Source organism: Cutibacterium sp. KB22876 (genome assembly GCF_059728865.1).
The window spans coordinates 1177446-1193732 of sequence record NZ_AP040858.1 but is presented as its reverse complement, the minus strand read 5'-3'; the positions used below and the strand labels follow the sequence as shown (position 1 = coordinate 1193732).

Sequence of the window (16287 nt, the reverse complement as noted above, 5' to 3'; positions counted from 1 at the left end):
ACCTCATCGATGGGAGGGGCTCGGGGAGGACGGCTTCACCGAGGGAGTAGGTGTGATCATCGCTCTCGGGGTGGCGGTGGGCGGTGCGGGATGGTCAACGTCCTGGATCGATTCGGCGGCTTGCCTCCACCAGTGGACATCAGCGCTGGCCTCGGTCGCGGGGTCCTTCTCGTCCAGTGAGGTCGTCGATCCGATGACCTTGCCGTTCTCCGCGATGACCTGGTAGCCGGTCTCTCCCGGCATCACCCAACCGAGTTGAGCTCGCGCCTGTGCGCGTACATAGTCGGGATCGTGCCACCTCCTGACCTCGTCCTGGAGCGTCGAGATGGAGGCACGTGCTTCGGCCTCGTCGTCCTGGATGCGGGAGATCTGGGAGCGCTGGGAGAAGAAAATCCCCAGACTGGGCGTGATCATGACGAGCACCAGCAGGACCGCAGCTCCCATGACGACTGCCCGCAGCGTCAGACCGAATCGACGAGGTTCCTCATCCTTGGGAGCGTGGTTTCGCGGCGGCTCCGTGCGGGTTGTGCGCTCGTAGTAACCACGGTTCCTCGGGCCGGAACGGTTCGGGGAGGATGAGCGCGTCCGTCCTCCGTCCGGTCGCTGGGACCGTCCGGACGGGCGATTTCGGTTGCTCGGTGTGCTGGCCATCGTGGTCCATCATGACACGACCGCCCCGGAAACACCGGGCGGTCGTATCATGTCAGGTGCCGGGATCAGCACCTTGTGACGTCAATCAGGCCTAAAACACGGGACGGTAGTAGCGCCGGCGGACTCGGCAGGGTCACCCAGCTTCTTCTCGATGCGCAGCAACCGGTTGTACTTGGCGATGCGCTGCGCCACGAGGGGGCTCGACGTCGCGCTCCTGCGCACCCGCCCCTGTGCTTCGGGACCGGGTACCGGGAGCCAGGAAGGCCCGCCATCGCCTCCATCATGACGCACACCAGCCGATACGGGCGACAACCAACCGCCCCCGCCCCGAGGAGGTGTCCTCACGGGGCGGGGCGGTCCGCTGCGACAGGTGCGGCGTTCTCTCAGACCCCAGTGCGGGGAAGTGCGAGACGCATGCCGTGAGTCGCACCCTGCGCACTCGTCGGGGCCATCGGCCGGTCGGCCGCCGTCACGGACGACACAGGAACCGAAGAGTGCGTCGCAGACGACACAGGGGCCGGATGCGTGGCCGTCACGGACGGAGCCGAGGGCGAGACCGGACTGGACGCGCTCGGCCCAGGCGAGGTAGTCGCCGGGCACGACGGCGTCCGACCAGCGCGGTGGGCGGCGATGGCCTCGTCACCCACGAGGAAGGTGAGGCACTCGGGCCGACTGGAGACCTCGTGGCCTCCCACACGGCTGGTGTAGCTCGCCTTGAGCAGGTAGGCACCCGGCTTGCTGAACGCCCATGAGGCGTGCGCGTGGGTCGGTTCCGGGATCGTCATGGACACTCGACCGTGCCGCGAATCGATGAGGTGGTCAAGACTTCCGGTCAGCGAATCGGCCGTGAAGACGTCGTAGGCACCCCCGGCCGGAAGCACGGCAGGCTCGAGCTTGAGGGTCGCCGGTCCCGCCCCGGTGCCGGCCAAGGCGTTCGTCGACCACCCGGGCCACACGTGGACGTTGTCATTGACCTGCGGCAGCATGTGGACGAGGCCGCCCTTCTTGCCGAGGAAGTCGAACCGTGGGTCGGCCATGAACCCGGCCGTCGGACGGCGTCGACGAGCCGAGTCGGGCACCGCCAGGGCGACCGAACCGATGGACCGGTCCACCGACTGCTTGGCGTGGCTGAGGGTGTCATCACCCACGACCGCCCCAAGCCGACCACCGTCAAAGGTCGCCTTGAGGTCGACGTGCCCATGCTCGAGCAGGACCGGCGCGGTGAGCACCGAGGAGGACGCAGAAGTGGACGCAGAGGGTGCCGGAGCCGGAGTAAGGCTCGGAGTCGGGGTCACGGTCGGGGCCGACGTGGAAGCCGCGGTGGGAGCCGCGGTCGCCCCCGCATCACTCATGTGGAGCTCACCGTTGCGATGCAGAGTCAACGAGTCCTTCGGCAACGGCACGGTGACGTCGATCGATCCTCCAGGGGCCTTGACGAGGGCGTGGGGAGCGATCTTGAACTTGAGGTAGTAACCGCCACAGACGTCACCATCGTTCGAGACCGTCAACTCGCCGTGCTCGTCGGCCACCCCGTACACCTGACAGGTCGAGTACTTCGCGTCCGGCGCGTCGTAGTAGCCGCCGTCGATATTCGCCCGGTACCGGGGGTCAGAGAGCTTGATCCGGGTGACGAAGGGCTTGTCGCCGTCCTCGTCAGGCTTGCCGGGAGTGACGTCGACACTCCACTTCACCGCCTTGGTCGGCATGTACTCCTTGAGGTCGAAGGCTGGCGCCGGATCCTGGGAGTGGGGCGTCGGCAGAGCATCCAGGCCCGTGGCCGACGTCGTCGAGGCGGATTTCTGACCAAACTGGTAGGCGAGCTGGCTGGAGGCCCACCGCGGAGCAGTGGACCCTGCGGCCGGCACGAAGACCGCCTGGAACTTGGAGGTTCCCGAACCGATCATCTCGCTCCAGGTGGCACGTCCTCCGTGGACCGGCACCTCGGCCAGATGGAACCCGTCGAGGAAGAAGGTCACCGTGCCCTCGGCGGCGGCGTCACCGGCGTCAAAGACGAGGTCGGTGAGCTGGTCGTCGGCGGGCTTGTCACGGCCGGTGTGCGGCTTCATCGTGAATGTGTACGGAGTGTTCGACCTGCCCGAGTGCGCTGCTGCGAAGCGGTCCTCGAGCGGCGTCGTCGCCTTGTCGGCCGGGCGAGTACCGCCGACCTGCCACACCAGGGTCGAGGTCTTCGAGACGATGAGACGTCCGTCCTTACCTCGAGCGGTCGTCCGGTAGTCGACGACGTAGCGACCGGGCTTGGTGAAGGCGGTGACGTTGTGCGTGTGGTTGCCAGGCGTGAGGTAGGCGGACCGGTAGCTGGGGTCGTGGCTCGACAGCAGGCGATTCAACGAGTGGTCCCAGGCGTTGAAGGCCTCCATCCGTCCGGGCCCGGAGAACCCAACGACATCGAGCGAGAAGGACCCGTCACGGAAGGTGTCGGCCGGAATCTTGTCGTCAGCGCCGAATCCGGCCCAGATCGGGGTGTTGTGGTCACCGGCGATGTGGGGGGCGGCGTACCAGCGTCGGCCGTGGTCGGACAAGGGCGCGAAGGCCGGGTCATCGGGAACGGTGAACATGAACTTCTGCTCGGGGCGCAACAGGGTGCTGTAGCCACGGCCGATCCAGTTGACAGTGCCGTCGAGCGGGACCGCCTTCATGTGCGCCTCGTTCTTGAGGACGAAATGGCCGTCCTCCCAGTACGTCTTGGGGGCGTCAACGTGGGCCTCGGTCATGACAACCTTGCCGTCGTCGGGTCCGGCATGACCGGCGGGTGCCCCGGCGAAGAGAACCGCAGCGGCCAAGGCCGCCGACAGCGCTCCGAGGGTGCGAGTGGGGTGCATCAGAGCTCCTTCCTAGTGAGCCCGTACAGGATACCCTAGAATGATTCTCGTTTGCGTCTTCGGTGGCTGGCCCGGTCAAGACATGGCTCGGCCCGGCCCCGTGGGGGCCGGGCCGAGCCGTCGTCAGTCGATCTCAGGCGTTGAAACGCGGGAAGGCAGAAGCGCCGGCGTACTCAGCGGAGTCGCCCAGCTCCTCCTCGATGCGCAGCAACTGGTTGTACTTGGCGATGCGCTCGCCACGGGCCGGGGCACCGGACTTGATCTGGCCGGTCGACAGGGCGACGGCAAGATCGGCGATGGTGGTGTCCTCGGTCTCACCGGAACGGTGCGACATCATGCAGCGGTAGCCGTTACGGTGGGCCAGCTCGACGGCGTCGATGGTCTCCGAGAGGGAGCCGATCTGGTTGACCTTGACGAGCAGGGCGTTGGCGGCCTTGGTCTCGATGCCCTTGGCGAGGCGCTTCGGATTGGTGACGAACAGGTCGTCGCCGACGATCTGGATCTTGTCGCCGAGCTTCTTGGTGAACTCGGCCCAGCCGTCCCAGTCCTCCTCGTCCAGCGGATCCTCGATGGAGACCAGCGGGTACTTGGCGACGAGACCCTCGTAGTACTCGATCATCTCGGCGGAGGACTTGGCCTGACCCTCGAAGCTGTACTTGCCGTCCTCGAAGAACTCGGAAGCAGCGACGTCGAGAGCGAGGGCGACGTCCTTGCCGGGCTCGAAGCCGGCAGCCTTGATGGCGTCGAGGATGAGGTCCAGGGCAGCGGCGTTGCTGGGCAGGTTCGGGGCGAAGCCGCCCTCGTCTCCCAGGCCGGTGGCAAGACCCTTGTCCTTGAGGACCTTCTTGAGGGAGTGGTAGACGGCAGCGCCCCACTCGTAAGCCTGCTTGAAGGACTCAGCGCCGATCGGAGCGATCATGAACTCCTGGATGTCGACGTCGGAGTCGGCGTGAGCGCCACCGTTGAGGATGTTCATCATCGGAACGGGGAGCACGTGGGAGTTCGGTCCGCCCAGGTACTGGTAGAGAGGAAGGTCGGCCGAGTCAGCGGCAGCGTGAGCGGCGGCCAGGGAGACACCGAGGATGGCGTTGGCGCCCAGCTCGCCCTTGTTGTCAGAGCCGTCGAGCTCGATCATGATCTGGTCGATGATGCGCTGCTCGCTGGCGTCGCAGCCGAGCACCTCCTCGGCGATCTTCTCGTTGACGTTCTCAACAGCCTTGAGAACGCCCTTGCCGGAGTAGCGCTCCTTGTCACCGTCGCGCAGCTCAACGGCCTCGAACTGACCGGTCGACGCGCCGGAGGGAACCGCAGCGCGGGCCTCGGTGCCGTCGTCGAGGATCATCTCGACCTCAACGGTCGGGTTGCCGCGGGAGTCGAGGATCTCACGGGCTTCGATGAATTCGATGGTTGCCATGGACCAACCTTTCAGAGAGGATCTTTGCGTCCACCCCAAAGCGTATCGAAGCCTGCCAACCAGCGGTATTTCAGGGCGCCCCGTCACTTGTCGTCGTGGCCGTCAGAGGGTTTTCGGTGATGACGAATTCGTAGGTGACGTCGGCAGGAGCCTCGATCAGCAGGTCGATCTTCTCGTTCTGTGTCCGCTTGCCGTAGCTGAGATGGGCATAGCCCTCATGACACGAGGTGGACTTGGCCGAGTCGTCGTTCTCGGTCACCGTGATTTGAGCGTCAGTGGTGTCGCACAGGAAGTAGTAGTCGGTGACGGTTCCGGCCTTGACGGTGATGGCCTGGGAGGTGTTCCCGGTGACGACGCGATCACTGACGATCCCAGTCAGGCCAGGCAGGTATCTGTTCATGCCTCCCCTGCGCGGTGTTGCCGCCGCATCGGCGTTCGGATTGATCTCCTCCGGAGTTGGTTTTCGCCCCGAGGAGATCGGGGACACCGTAGATGCAGGAGCTTCCGGCACGTCCGAGACCTCGGTCAGACCAGCGGGGTCATTGTCGCTGCCCTTGCATCCGGTCAGTGCAGACATGGTGACGACGGCGACGAGCATCGTTGTCAGGGTTCGTCGCATCGTTCACCTCTTCCGTTTCTCGGTCAACGGTAGTGATGTTGGAACCTCAACACCACGTGAGGCTCGGCGGAAAGAGACCATCAGGTCTTGGTGGCCTTCCTGGCGATGTCGATCGATGTCGATTGTGTAGGTAATCTCGGGGGCGGCGTCGATACTCACGACGATCGTCTGGTCCTCGATGGGCGGAGGCTGCACGGATCCATCGAGGTCTCCTCTCCTCATCACAAAGGAATTCCCCTCAGGTAATACTGCGTATGGTTCAGTGTCCCTCGGCGTCCCGGATGTCGCTCTCTAGCCTGCGCAACTGGTCGCGCAGAGCTTGGTCAGCGTCGACGCCGCTAGCCTGGGCACGGGCGATGAGGGTCAGGAGTTCATCTCCGGTCTGCTCGGCGGTGATGGGTTCCTCAGGCAGTTCGACGTCCACGCCACGGTTGCGAGCCCGTGAGATGACCTTGGCGCTGCGGGCCACGCTCGACAGCGAGTGCGCGATGCCATCGAGGCTGGAGGTGCGTCCCTTGGCCGCTGCCTTGCGCGCCTCCCATGCGGCGTCGAGGTCCTCGGGAACGTCCTCGTCCGAGAAGACATAAGGATGACGGGTCACGAGTTTGGCAACGATCCCACCGACGACCTCGTCAATGTTGAAGACGCCCTCCTCCTCCGCGATGCGCGCGTGAAAGACCACCTGGAGCAATAGGTCGCCCAATTCCTCGACGAGGTCGTCGTCAGTGCCGGCCTCAATGGCATCGACGACCTCTCCGGTCTCCTCGACCAAATAGGTCACGAGGGAGCGATGGGTCTGGCTGCGATCCCACGGGCACTCGTCGCGCAACCTCGCCATGACGGCGACGAGGTCGGAGAAATCAGCCCTCGGTCGGGAGTCGTCCGACGCCATCAGGATCAGGAGCGAGAGGTGAAGGGGTCCGACAGCGAGGAACTCCCGTGGACCGCAAGGTTCTTGGCGTCCCAGGTGCCCAACCGCGGATTCGTCTTGACCTCGACCGCGGCCAGGTCGGCCATGGCCTTCTTCTCACCCTCGCGGTCGAACAGATGGAACAGGCCTGCGAAGTCACGGACCATCGCATGGCAGACCGGGTCGGAGGTGAGTGCCGTCATGCCATTGCGGGCGATGACCTGGTCGCGCTGGGCATTGGAGAGTTTCTCCCCGCGGTTGTCCAGGACCTCCTGGGCGACGGCACCACGAATGACCGTCGAGGAGATGACCTGGCGAGGGGTGAGCTCCGTGCTGGGATTGATGTACTTCGAGCAGTGATCCGCTGCCTCATCGATCGACTTCATCGACACCGTTGTGCCCCCCACCGTGGCCGCGGTGTTGGGGGAGCTCGCGCACCCGGACAACCCTGCTATACCGAGGAATCCGGTCACTGCGACAGCGACCATGCGGATCGGCATGGGACGCGACAATGCCATGGGGCAACCCTCCTGAACTCGGTGCCGCGCCCTCGGCACGGCGAAGAAGCCTGTCAGCAGCATCCTACGACGAGACTCTCGGCTTCCGCGCCCGACCCGTGAGTGTGGCAGCCGACCCGGCGATGACGGACCCGAGGAACCACGCCGCTCCCACCGGACTCGCGCTAGAGCTGACAACCCAGTTCCACCACGCTTCGTGGCCGTATCCGCGTCCCGTTAGCACTCCGATCAGGAACATACCCACAGCAGGCATCGAGGCAAGCCCCCGCGACATGAAACGCGCACACAGGAGGGTCAGTCCCATACCGATCACGGTATTGCGCAAGATCACCAAACCCACCTCGATAAGGCCGGGACACACGATGGTGGCCAGCAGAGGCAGGGCTGCGGCAACCATAAGCCCAACATCAGCCCAACGCACCGGACGCCGAGATCTCAACTCCAACTCGACCGGATTCCTGGCCACCGACCAGCCGTGAGCCACAATGACGACAAGGGACCCGAAGAACACCAGTGGTGCCCGCAGTGCGACCCCTCCGAAGATGACCGGAATATCGCGAATCGAATTTCCGGTGAGGACCACCAAGACTGCCATACTGACCGAGCACGCCAGCACAACTGCGACGCCGCGGTTTTTACACCACCAAATCATGGCACCTCACCGCCGAACTGGCCCAACCACCTTCACCGGCACGAGGACAGCCTAGTGGCAACAATGTTCACCGCCTTCGTCTGCTGGGCAGCAGGCTGCGTAAGGACTTTCTGCGCCCAGTGCCACTGGTCTGTGGGAATGTTCCCATCCCTCACGTCCTTCTCCGATAGACCCAAGGCCCGTGCACCCGACAGCTGCAGCCACGCTCGGTAACGCCCTTGGTCGGCCGTAGCCCACGCCGGGATCTCGGCGTTCTCCCGTTCCAGACATGGTGCCGTGGCAAGATCACTCGTCAAGGCCCCCAGCAGGTCGTCCGGAGCTGGGGATGGTTGCCCAAGATAGATGTACGCGTCTCGGCCATCACGCGAACGCGATGATGCGGAATCCGGGGGGCTGACCTCGGTGATGACCTCGGGCAGTGTAACGCCTGCCTGACGCCAGACCGGAACCACTGTGGCCACAACGGTCTTGAACCTAGCCGCGGCAGGCTCATGTTCGGGCCACACACAGACCTTTACCTTGGCCACCACGTCACAGTGCAAACCATGGGTTCGCGGCGCGATGGGATCGGGGCCCATCCCCCGAACCATGCTGGCACCACCCACCAGGCCACTCGCGACCAGAACGGCCACTAATCCGGCGACCATACGAGGACCGGGACCCACGGCACGACCACGTGTCCACAACACGAGGAGACTTGCCGCCAGCACGCTGGCGAGCACCGTCCACGTCGCTAAAATGGCACGCCACGACAGCGTGCTGTTGACGCCGCAACATGAGGGCCAGCCTCCGGTCAAATGTCGCAGCCACAAGGTTTCGCTGGCTGGAAGCATGATGAGCCACAAGACCGGAACCGTGAGACTGAGCGGCACCGACAGTGCGGGACGCACAGCGACTCCGACCGCCATTCCAGCCAAGGCCCACACCCACACAGTGCCGACGGTCGTCACGATGACGGGCACGGCGTCAATGCTGGTGAACGCCCCGTCACGGATGAAGATCACTACGTCCAAGACGGTGGGAACAACCACCGCAGAGGCCCATGGGGCTGCCATGATCGCGAACCGAGACCGACGCGCTACTCCGGATAGCACCCCACCCGTTTGGAGTCGATGACCTTCCCAGGCGCCGGCAGCACATGAGAGCGCAGCGACAAGCAGAAGACTGTAGGCGTCGCGGGTGGCTGATGCGAGGGCGTATCCCTGGGCGGCCGGAGCGTCGAAGTATGTCATGGAGGTGAGAGCCATGACCGGTGCCAACCAGATGCCTGGTGAGATCCGGATGCGCGTCAACCAGGTCATGCCCGCTCCGATCCGACGAGGCCAAGGTAGGAGCGTTCGGCGCGATTGGGACCCGGTTCCGAAAGATTGATGAACTCATCGGGCGTTCCTGCGAAGATGACGCAACCCTCATTCATGACGACCACACGGTCGTAAAGGTCCTCGATGTCATCGACCAGATGGGTTGACACGACGACGACTTGGTCTCCAGATGGCACCGACTTGAGAACCTCTCGGAAGGAATGGCGTTGGGCTGGGTCGAGACCTGCGGTTGGCTCGTCCAGCAGGAGAACCTGCGGGTTCACCACCAAAGCTTGAGCAAGACCGACACGGCGTAGCTGTCCTCCTGACAGGCGCGAGGCCCGCGAGGACGCCTTGTCAGAGAGATTGACTGCTGCCAGTACCTCCACGGCTCGACTCTGCGCATCTCGACGCGACAGGCCCGCTAGCCAGCCGGAATAGGCCACCTGTTCATCGACACGGAGCCCGGGTATCGGTGGTACATCCTGGGGCATGAGTGCGACCTGTGACCGTGAGGGCGACACGGGTCCTGGGGAATCAGGCAGGATTACCCGTCCAGCAGACGGTTTAAGGATTCCTGCCATGATTCGAAACAACGTCGACTTCCCAGCACCATTAGGACCCAGAAGGACAGTTTTCCCGCTATGAAGCTCACAGTCGAACCCATGGAAAATCTCACCGTGTCGACCATAGGAAAAATAAACTCCTTCGATCGTCACTTCAGATTCCAGCAGTGCGCGTTTCATGGCACTCAGCACTCGTGAAACATCAATAGCTGATCGTCATCGAGGGGAGCGACACCACTGAGCCGCCATCAATCCCCTCCACCGTCAGGTGATAGTCACCAGCAGGCTGTATTCCCCAACCCGTGTGAGTAGCTGAATACTTGCACAGCAGCGCCTTATTCCCTCTTGCAATATCTGGAAGAACCCACCTATCCTCATGCAAGCCCCAAGTGATGGATTTCGCGGAACACTTACCATTGTGCCAGACAATCGTTTTAGCATTATCGTTTGCATTGTCGTGCCAAGACCGCGTTTCAAACCCCACTCTGACGCTACTGAGATGCGATTTGAAACTACCTTCAGCAAACGCTGGCACAGAAATCGACCCCAAGTCGCATCCGGCGATCACAGCCGCAGACATGACTCGTCCAATTTTATTCTGCATAATCTCTATATCATCTCAACCTCGAGAAAACCATGGACTTATCTTGTGTTCCGATGTCAGCATACCCTAACTCGACTGGTCAAGAACGTGGCACAGCCCCGTCTTTGGTGTCCAACACCCCGGCCACGAGACCGGTAGCCCAATCGAGCAGTTCCTGACCTGCCAGAGACTGCCCCCCGATCCGCGCGGTAGTCGGTTTGGGAACCATGACAAGCCCAGCCGTCTCCTTGACCACTGACCCCGGATACAGCCTCTTGAGTCGCATCACGCGCGACTCCGGCAAATGGACCGGGGAAAACCGGATGTTGCGTCCCGACGGGACCACCTCGTGGATACCTGCCCTGCGACACATGAGACGGAACCGAGCCACCCCGAGGAGGGCCTGTACCGGCTCGGGCATCGGACCGTAGCGATCGACGAGCTCGGCGGCGATGGCGTCGACCTCCTCGTCGCTGCGCACCTCGGCCAACCTCTTGTACATCTCCAGGCGGAGCCTCTCGGTCTCGACGTACTCGACGGGCAGGTTGGCGTCGACCGGGAGTTCGATGCGCATTTCGGGTTCGTCGGCGGCGCTGGCATCACCACGGAACTCTGCGACGGCGTCACCCACCAGACGGATGTAGAGGTCGAATCCGACGTCGGCGATGTGACCGGACTGCTCGCCACCCAGCAAGTTTCCGGCACCGCGGATCTCCAGATCCTTCATGGCGATGGCCATGCCGGCTCCCAGGTCGGTGTGGGCGGCCATCGTCGCCAATCGATCGTGGGCGGTCTGGGAGAGCGGCTTGTCAGCCGGGTAGAGGAAGTAGGCGTAGCCGCGCTCCCGGGAGCGACCGACACGACCGCGCAACTGGTGCAGCTGAGACAGGCCCATACGGTCGGCGCGATCGATGAGCAGGGTGTTGGCCGTGGAGATGTCGATACCCGACTCGACGATGGTGGTGCAGACCAGCACGTCCGCGCGGCGCTCCCAGAAGTCCACCATGATCTGTTCGAGTTGCTTCTCGTTCATCTGGCCGTGGGCGGTGACGATTCGCGCCTCCGGCACGAGTTCGCGCAGCTTGGCGGCCGTCTTCTCGATGGACTGCACTCGGTTGTGGATGTAGAAAACCTGACCCTCGCGAGCCAACTCGCGACGGATGGCAGCGACCACCTGACCCTCGTCGTAGGGGCCGGCGAAAGTGAGGACGGGGTGACGTTCCTCCGGCGGCGTGGCGATCGTGCTCATTTCTCGGATGCCCGTCACGGCCATTTCCAAGGTGCGCGGGATCGGGGTGGCGCTCATCGCCAGGACGTCGACGTTGACCCTCATGCGCTTGAGGGCTTCCTTGTGTTCGACGCCGAAGCGCTGCTCCTCGTCGACGATGACCAGTCCGAGGTCCTTGAACTCAACCTCCTTGGCGAGCAAGCGGTGGGTACCAACCACGACGTCAACCGTGCCGCGCTTGAGGCCATCCAGGGTCTCGCGGGTCTCGGCGTCGGTCTGGAATCGGGACAAAGCCGCGACCTTGACCGGGAACCCGGCGTAACGCTCGGTAAACGTCTGGAAGTGCTGCTGCACCAAAAGGGTGGTTGGCACCAGCACGGCCACCTGTTTGCCGTCCTGAACGGCCTTGAAAGCGGCTCTCACTGCGATCTCGGTCTTGCCGTAACCGACGTCGCCACAGACCAGACGGTCCATCGGGACGACCTGTTCCATGTCGTGCTTGACGTCGGCGATGGTGGTGAGCTGATCAGGGGTCTCGACGTAGGCGAAGGCGTCCTCCAGCTCCCGCTGCCAGGCGGTGTCGGGGCCGAAGGCGTGGCCCTTGGTGGCCTGCCGGGCGGCATAGAGCTTGATGAGTTCAGCGGCGATCTCACGGACTGCCTTGCGGGCACGAGACTTGCGCTTGCGCCAGTCGGCGCCACCCATCCGGTCCAGACTGGGAGCATCACCACCGACATAGCGGGTCACCTGGTCCAGAGAGTTGACGGGGACGAAGAGACGGTCGCCGGGCTGACCCTTCTTGGAGGGGGCGTACTCGATGACGAGATACTCGCGGGTGGCCCCACCCACGGTGCGCTGCACCATCTCCACGTATCGGCCCACACCGTGCTGCTCATGGACGACGAGGTCGCCGGACTTGAGCTCAAGCGGCTGGATCTGATTGCGACGGCGTCGGGGCATGCGCCGCTCGCCACTGACGACTGGGTCCTGGGAGTCAGCGAGGTCTCCGGTGGAAGCCACCAACAGTTTGAGGGAATCCGCGGCGAAACCATGACGCTGATGCAGCCGGACGACCTGGACGCATGGCTCGGTGATGTCGGCGTCGACCTCGTCGACCAGCTTGGCCGCGACGTGATGTTCACCGAGCAGCTCCGCCATGCGCTTGGCGATGCCCTCACCCTCGGCACACAGCACGACCGTCCAGCCCTCACCGAGTCTGGTGGTGAGATCCTCGACGGCCGCCTCCACGTCTCCGCGCCACGGTTCGACGGCCTCCAGATGCGGGTTGACGGTGCGCGGGGCGGTCGTGACGTCGTCGTCGGCAAGGGCATCCGTGGCAGGGGCGTCCAGGGCAAAGGAGGACATCGACCACCACGCCATGCCGCGCTCGAGACAGTGGGCCCTCACGTGGGACAGGCTGCGGTATCCCGAGGCCGCCAGGTCGATCGGGGCCTGGCCACCACCGGCGGCAGCCGCCCACCCGGCTCCCAGGAATTCTTCGGAGGTGCGGACCAGGTCTGCTGCCCGGGAGCGCACCATCTCGGGGTCCGAGAGGATGACCATGGCGTGCTCGGGAAGGACGTCGACGAGCAGCTCCATCTCGTCGACCAGGGCTGGCATGAGGGCTTCCATCCCCTCGACAGCCTGACCATCGGCGATTCGTTCCAGCATGTCCGCCAGTTCGGGGTGGTCCGGTAACAGGGTCCTGGCCCTGGATCGGACCTCGTCGGTGAGGGTGAGCTCACGACACGGAGCGCAGATGAGCTCCTGGTGGGTTTCGTCGGTGGATCGCTGATCGGCCACCGCGAAGGAGGTCATCTCCTCGATCTCGTCACCGAAGAAATCGATACGAACCGGGTGCTCCAGCACCGGCGGGAAGACATCGACGATGCCGCCGCGTACCGCGAATTCGCCTCGGCGTTCCACCATGTCGACCCGGCTGTAGGCGGCATTGACGAGCTCTGCCGCCAGATCGGTGAGATCGTGCTCCTCCCCCACAGCCAGACGGACGGGCTTGATGCGGCCCAGCCCGGCCACCTGGGGCTGAAGCAGGGATCGCACCGGGGCGACGACGACCTGCGGCACCTCTCCTTCTGTGCCGCACAATCGGCGCAGCACCTCCATCCGTCGACCAACGGTGTCGGTGCGAGGACTCAACCGCTCATGAGGCAGGGTCTCCCAGGACGGGTAGTAGCAGACGGCATCGGGACCGAGCCACGTCTCCAAGGTGGCCACTGACTCCTCGGCCTCCCGGAAGGTGCTCGTCACCAGCAGCACCGGCAACCGTCCGGAACCAGTGAGCGCCTGGCTGAGCACAGCAGCCACGGCCGGGCGGGCAGACGGAGCCACTTGCAGGTCGAGAGTGGGGGTTCGCCGGGTAAGAGCGTCCTCCACGGAATGGGAGAGCACCGGCTCGCGGGAAAGAAGGGAGGTCAATCCGCCAGAAATCACCAAGACAGGGTACGTGGTAACACCGACAGCGTGCCTGCCTTCGTGTTCTGCGCTGGTCCCCCGGGCTTGCCAACCCATAGCATGTCGACGTGAGCACCCCACCCATGCAGTACCCACTCGCCCCCAAACCAGTTCGACGCGGCGGAATCCTGCCGATCGTCATCACCATTCTGGGAGCGATCACCATCCTCCTCATGGTGGCCGTCATCGGTGCCGGATCGCCCACATACTTCATCGTCGGCGCGATCCCGTCGACTGCTGCCCTCATCGTGTGCCTGCTGTGCTACCGATGGCTCGACAAGTGGGAGCCAGAACCCGCCCGTCTCACCGTGATGGCACTGATCTGGGGAGGGTCAGCAGCCGTCATCTTCTCCATGCTCGTCGAGGCAGCCATTCCTGCCAGCGAATTCGGCACCGCCGCCGTCGTCGCGCCACTCGTCGAGGAGTTCGCCAAGGCCTCAGTCTTCGTGCTGCTCGTCACTGGACTGCGCAAGCTGGAACTCACCTCTCTCACCGACCACATCTTCTACGCCGGGGTGTGTGCCCTGGGCTTCGCCTTCGTGGAGAACTTGGGATATTTCGCGACCGCTGAGGGGACGGGCGACATCGTCGTCATGGCCCTGGTGCGCACCGGGTTCGGTGTCTTCGGCCACCCGCTCTACACCACCGCGACGGCGGTCGGCGTGTGGGCCTGGCGCAACAAGGGCGGATTCTGGAGGGTCGTTCTGGGCTATCTCGTCGCCTGCCTGATGCATGGTCTGTGGAACGGTGGTCCGACTCTGGTGGCAAGTGCCATGAGGCTGGGCGTCAACGGCCAGTTGACGGCGATGGTCCTCATCTACGTGGTGCTCTTCGTCCCGGTGTTCATCGGCACTGTCGTCATGACGACTCGTAACCGTCGCAAGGAGTCCGAGGCAGTGCGCTCCCAGCTTCCGCTCATGGTCGAGGCCGGCCTGCTGACTCCCGCCGAAGCGGACATGATCGCGGATCCGGGCAAGCGTCGCGCCGTGCTCGCTGATTCGGGCAAGCACGGCAGGGCTGCGAAGCGCAGTCAGGAACGGACCATCACTGCTGTCACGGAAGCCGCGCTCGCGCAGCACCGCATCGCCAGGGGCGAGGGAGGCCCCGAGTTGGTGCGCCGACGTGATCAGCTCTCGGAATGGTTGCGGGCACGCCCCGACAAGTTGGGCCAGTTGCCCTTCATGTCGCAGCTCCCGCAGGCGCAGCATCCGGCGAATTGAGAAGAGTCAGGAGTTGAAACGGTTCTGGGCTGCCGTCAACCCGTGGGTGATGATCGTCTCGACGGCGTCGGCGGCCAAGGCCACCTGAACGTCCATGTCAGCGCGCTGCTTGGCAGGAACCCGGGCCAATACCCAATCAGCGGGATCCTGACGGCCCGGAGGACGACCGACGCCAACCCTCACCCGGATGAAGTCACCGGTGTGGAGATGGGCGCGAATGGACTTCAACCCGTTGTGTCCGTTGTCTCCGCCACCGCTTTTGAGGCGCAGACGGCCCGGGTCGAGATCGATCTCGTCATGGATGACGATGAGATGGTCGGGGGTGATACCTGCGAAATCCGCAACCTTGCGGACGGCGATACCCGACTCGTTCATGTAGGTACGGCTGCGCATCAGGGTGACGGCCTGGGCGTTGGCAGCCGGGGCACCGAGACCAGCCGAGCCGATGCGGGTGCGAGCCAGTTCAGCCCGCTGCCCACGGGCCGACGAGAGCTTCTCGCCGGCCCGACGGCACAACTCGGTGATGACGTCCACCCCGACGTTGTGTCGGGTGCCGTCATAGCGCGGGCCCGGGTTGCCGAGCCCGATCACGAGCCAGGAAGGGCTCACTCGTCCTCGGCCTTCACCTCGGACCCACCCTCGGCGTCCTCACCCTCGGACTCCTCGTCCTCGGCGTGCTCGGTCTCCGGGAAGGCGACGGTGGCAGCGACGGCCTCCGGGTCGCCCTTGAGGGTGGTGCCCTCGGGCAGCTTGACGTCGCCGAGGTAGATGGTGGTGCCGGCTTCGAGGCCGGTGACGTCGATCTCGATGAGCTCCGGGATGTTGAGCAGGTCGGCCTCGACCTCGATCTCGTTGAACTCGGTCATGGCGATGGTGCCAGGAGCCGACTCACCGGTGATGCGCAGGGCGACGTTGACGTCGACCTTCTCGCCACGACGCACGGACAGCAGGTCGACGTGACGGACGAAGCCCTTGAGAACGTCACGCTGGACGTCCTTCGGCAGGACGAGCACGGGCTCCTTGCCCTCAATCTCGATCGACAGCAACGGGTTCTCGGTACGCAACGCGAGGAGGGTGGCGTGGCCCTCAAGGGTCACATGGATCGGGTCGTGGTCATGGCCATACATGACGGCGGGAACCTTGTCGTCACGACGGATGCGACGAGCAGCGCCCTTACCGAACTCGGTACGCTCTTCGGCCTTGAGGTGAATGATGTCTGCCATGGCAGTTTCTCCTTCTCGTTGACGTGAAACGGCTCGACGAGAGGATGCCCAATCGGGCGGCCAGTCGATCACGGACCTTGCGGTCCCTCG

General features: G+C 64.2%; 15 protein-coding genes. 1 reads left to right on the top strand and 14 read right to left on the bottom strand.

Annotation, left to right across the window (positions count from 1 at the left end; all coding sequences use genetic code 11):
- Positions 1-3 precede the first annotated feature (3 nt).
- The 12 genes from AC6I1W_RS05485 to mfd form a co-directional block, all read right to left on the bottom strand.
- Positions 4-444: an FtsB family cell division protein gene (locus AC6I1W_RS05485; RefSeq protein WP_065673647.1), complete on the bottom strand. Its 441-nt coding sequence runs from the start codon at positions 442-444 to the stop codon at positions 4-6.
- Positions 445-732: 288 nt separating this feature from the next.
- Positions 733-873: a hypothetical protein gene (locus AC6I1W_RS05480; RefSeq protein WP_256998377.1), complete on the bottom strand. Its 141-nt coding sequence runs from the start codon at positions 871-873 to the stop codon at positions 733-735.
- 161 nt (positions 874-1034) lie between these two features.
- Complete coding sequence (locus AC6I1W_RS05475) at positions 1035-3491, bottom strand: choice-of-anchor M domain-containing protein (protein WP_117188735.1); 2457 nt, start codon at positions 3489-3491, stop codon at positions 1035-1037.
- Between the two features lie 133 nt (positions 3492-3624).
- On the bottom strand, positions 3625-4905 hold the full coding sequence (gene eno / locus AC6I1W_RS05470) for a phosphopyruvate hydratase (protein WP_004810888.1): 1281 nt from the start codon (positions 4903-4905) through the stop codon (positions 3625-3627).
- 70 nt (positions 4906-4975) lie between these two features.
- A complete protein-coding gene (locus AC6I1W_RS05465) occupies positions 4976-5524 on the bottom strand; it encodes a hypothetical protein (RefSeq protein WP_069101761.1) in 549 nt (182 codons plus the stop codon).
- 259 nt (positions 5525-5783) lie between these two features.
- The gene (locus AC6I1W_RS05460; RefSeq protein ID WP_016667112.1) at positions 5784-6416 is read right to left on the bottom strand and encodes a nucleoside triphosphate pyrophosphohydrolase; all 633 of its coding nucleotides are present in this window, start codon (positions 6414-6416) and stop codon (positions 5784-5786) included.
- Between the two features lie 5 nt (positions 6417-6421).
- Positions 6422-6952: a hypothetical protein gene (locus AC6I1W_RS05455; RefSeq protein WP_117188739.1), complete on the bottom strand. Its 531-nt coding sequence runs from the start codon at positions 6950-6952 to the stop codon at positions 6422-6424.
- Positions 6953-7016: 64 nt separating this feature from the next.
- Positions 7017-7547 (bottom strand): hypothetical protein, encoded by a 531-nt coding sequence (locus AC6I1W_RS05450; RefSeq protein ID WP_249361243.1) that lies wholly within the window; start codon positions 7545-7547, stop codon positions 7017-7019.
- 89 nt (positions 7548-7636) lie between these two features.
- Positions 7637-8905 (bottom strand): DUF7224 domain-containing protein, encoded by a 1269-nt coding sequence (locus AC6I1W_RS05445; RefSeq protein WP_117188743.1) that lies wholly within the window; start codon positions 8903-8905, stop codon positions 7637-7639.
- Positions 8902-9624, bottom strand: a complete 723-nt coding sequence (locus tag AC6I1W_RS05440) for an ATP-binding cassette domain-containing protein (protein WP_117188980.1) — start codon at positions 9622-9624, stop codon at positions 8902-8904. The genes AC6I1W_RS05445 and AC6I1W_RS05440 overlap by 4 nt, the downstream gene beginning before the upstream one ends.
- Positions 9625-9673: 49 nt before the next feature.
- Entirely contained in the window at positions 9674-10051 is a 378-nt protein-coding gene (locus tag AC6I1W_RS05435; protein ID WP_117188745.1) for a hypothetical protein, read from the bottom strand.
- Positions 10052-10154: 103 nt separating this feature from the next.
- Positions 10155-13811, bottom strand: a complete 3657-nt coding sequence (gene mfd / locus AC6I1W_RS05430) for a transcription-repair coupling factor (RefSeq protein WP_171048601.1) — start codon at positions 13809-13811, stop codon at positions 10155-10157.
- Positions 13812-13837: 26 nt separating this feature from the next.
- On the opposite strand from mfd, the gene AC6I1W_RS05425 reads away from it, so the two are divergent.
- A complete protein-coding gene (locus AC6I1W_RS05425) occupies positions 13838-14974 on the top strand; it encodes a PrsW family intramembrane metalloprotease (protein WP_117188749.1) in 1137 nt (378 codons plus the stop codon).
- Positions 14975-14980: 6 nt separating this feature from the next.
- Here AC6I1W_RS05425 and pth read toward each other — a convergent pair whose 3' ends face one another.
- Complete coding sequence (pth, locus tag AC6I1W_RS05420) at positions 14981-15583, bottom strand: aminoacyl-tRNA hydrolase (RefSeq protein WP_065673637.1); 603 nt, start codon at positions 15581-15583, stop codon at positions 14981-14983.
- The gene (locus AC6I1W_RS05415) at positions 15580-16197 is read right to left on the bottom strand and encodes a 50S ribosomal protein L25/general stress protein Ctc (RefSeq protein ID WP_065673638.1); all 618 of its coding nucleotides are present in this window, start codon (positions 16195-16197) and stop codon (positions 15580-15582) included. Before AC6I1W_RS05415 ends, pth begins: the two co-directional genes overlap by 4 nt.
- Positions 16198-16287 lie beyond the last annotated feature (90 nt).

Coding starts and splice junctions, on each gene's coding strand:
- AC6I1W_RS05455 (WP_117188739.1), bottom strand. CDS start 6,952: ATGGCATTGTCGCGTCCCATGCCGATCCGCATGGTCGCTGTCGCAGTG.
- mfd (WP_171048601.1), bottom strand. CDS start 13,811: ATGGGTTGGCAAGCCCGGGGGACCAGCGCAGAACACGAAGGCAGGCAC.
- AC6I1W_RS05460 (WP_016667112.1), bottom strand. CDS start 6,416: ATGGCGTCGGACGACTCCCGACCGAGGGCTGATTTCTCCGACCTCGTC.
- AC6I1W_RS05485 (WP_065673647.1), bottom strand. CDS start 444: ATGGGAGCTGCGGTCCTGCTGGTGCTCGTCATGATCACGCCCAGTCTG.
- AC6I1W_RS05425 (WP_117188749.1), top strand. CDS start 13,838: ATGCAGTACCCACTCGCCCCCAAACCAGTTCGACGCGGCGGAATCCTG.
- AC6I1W_RS05475 (WP_117188735.1), bottom strand. CDS start 3,491: ATGCACCCCACTCGCACCCTCGGAGCGCTGTCGGCGGCCTTGGCCGCT.
- AC6I1W_RS05450 (WP_249361243.1), bottom strand. CDS start 7,547: ATGGCAGTCTTGGTGGTCCTCACCGGAAATTCGATTCGCGATATTCCG.
- eno (WP_004810888.1), bottom strand. CDS start 4,905: ATGGCAACCATCGAATTCATCGAAGCCCGTGAGATCCTCGACTCCCGC.
- AC6I1W_RS05415 (WP_065673638.1), bottom strand. CDS start 16,197: ATGGCAGACATCATTCACCTCAAGGCCGAAGAGCGTACCGAGTTCGGT.
- AC6I1W_RS05435 (WP_117188745.1), bottom strand. CDS start 10,051: ATGTCTGCGGCTGTGATCGCCGGATGCGACTTGGGGTCGATTTCTGTG.
- AC6I1W_RS05445 (WP_117188743.1), bottom strand. CDS start 8,905: ATGACCTGGTTGACGCGCATCCGGATCTCACCAGGCATCTGGTTGGCA.
- AC6I1W_RS05465 (WP_069101761.1), bottom strand. CDS start 5,524: ATGCGACGAACCCTGACAACGATGCTCGTCGCCGTCGTCACCATGTCT.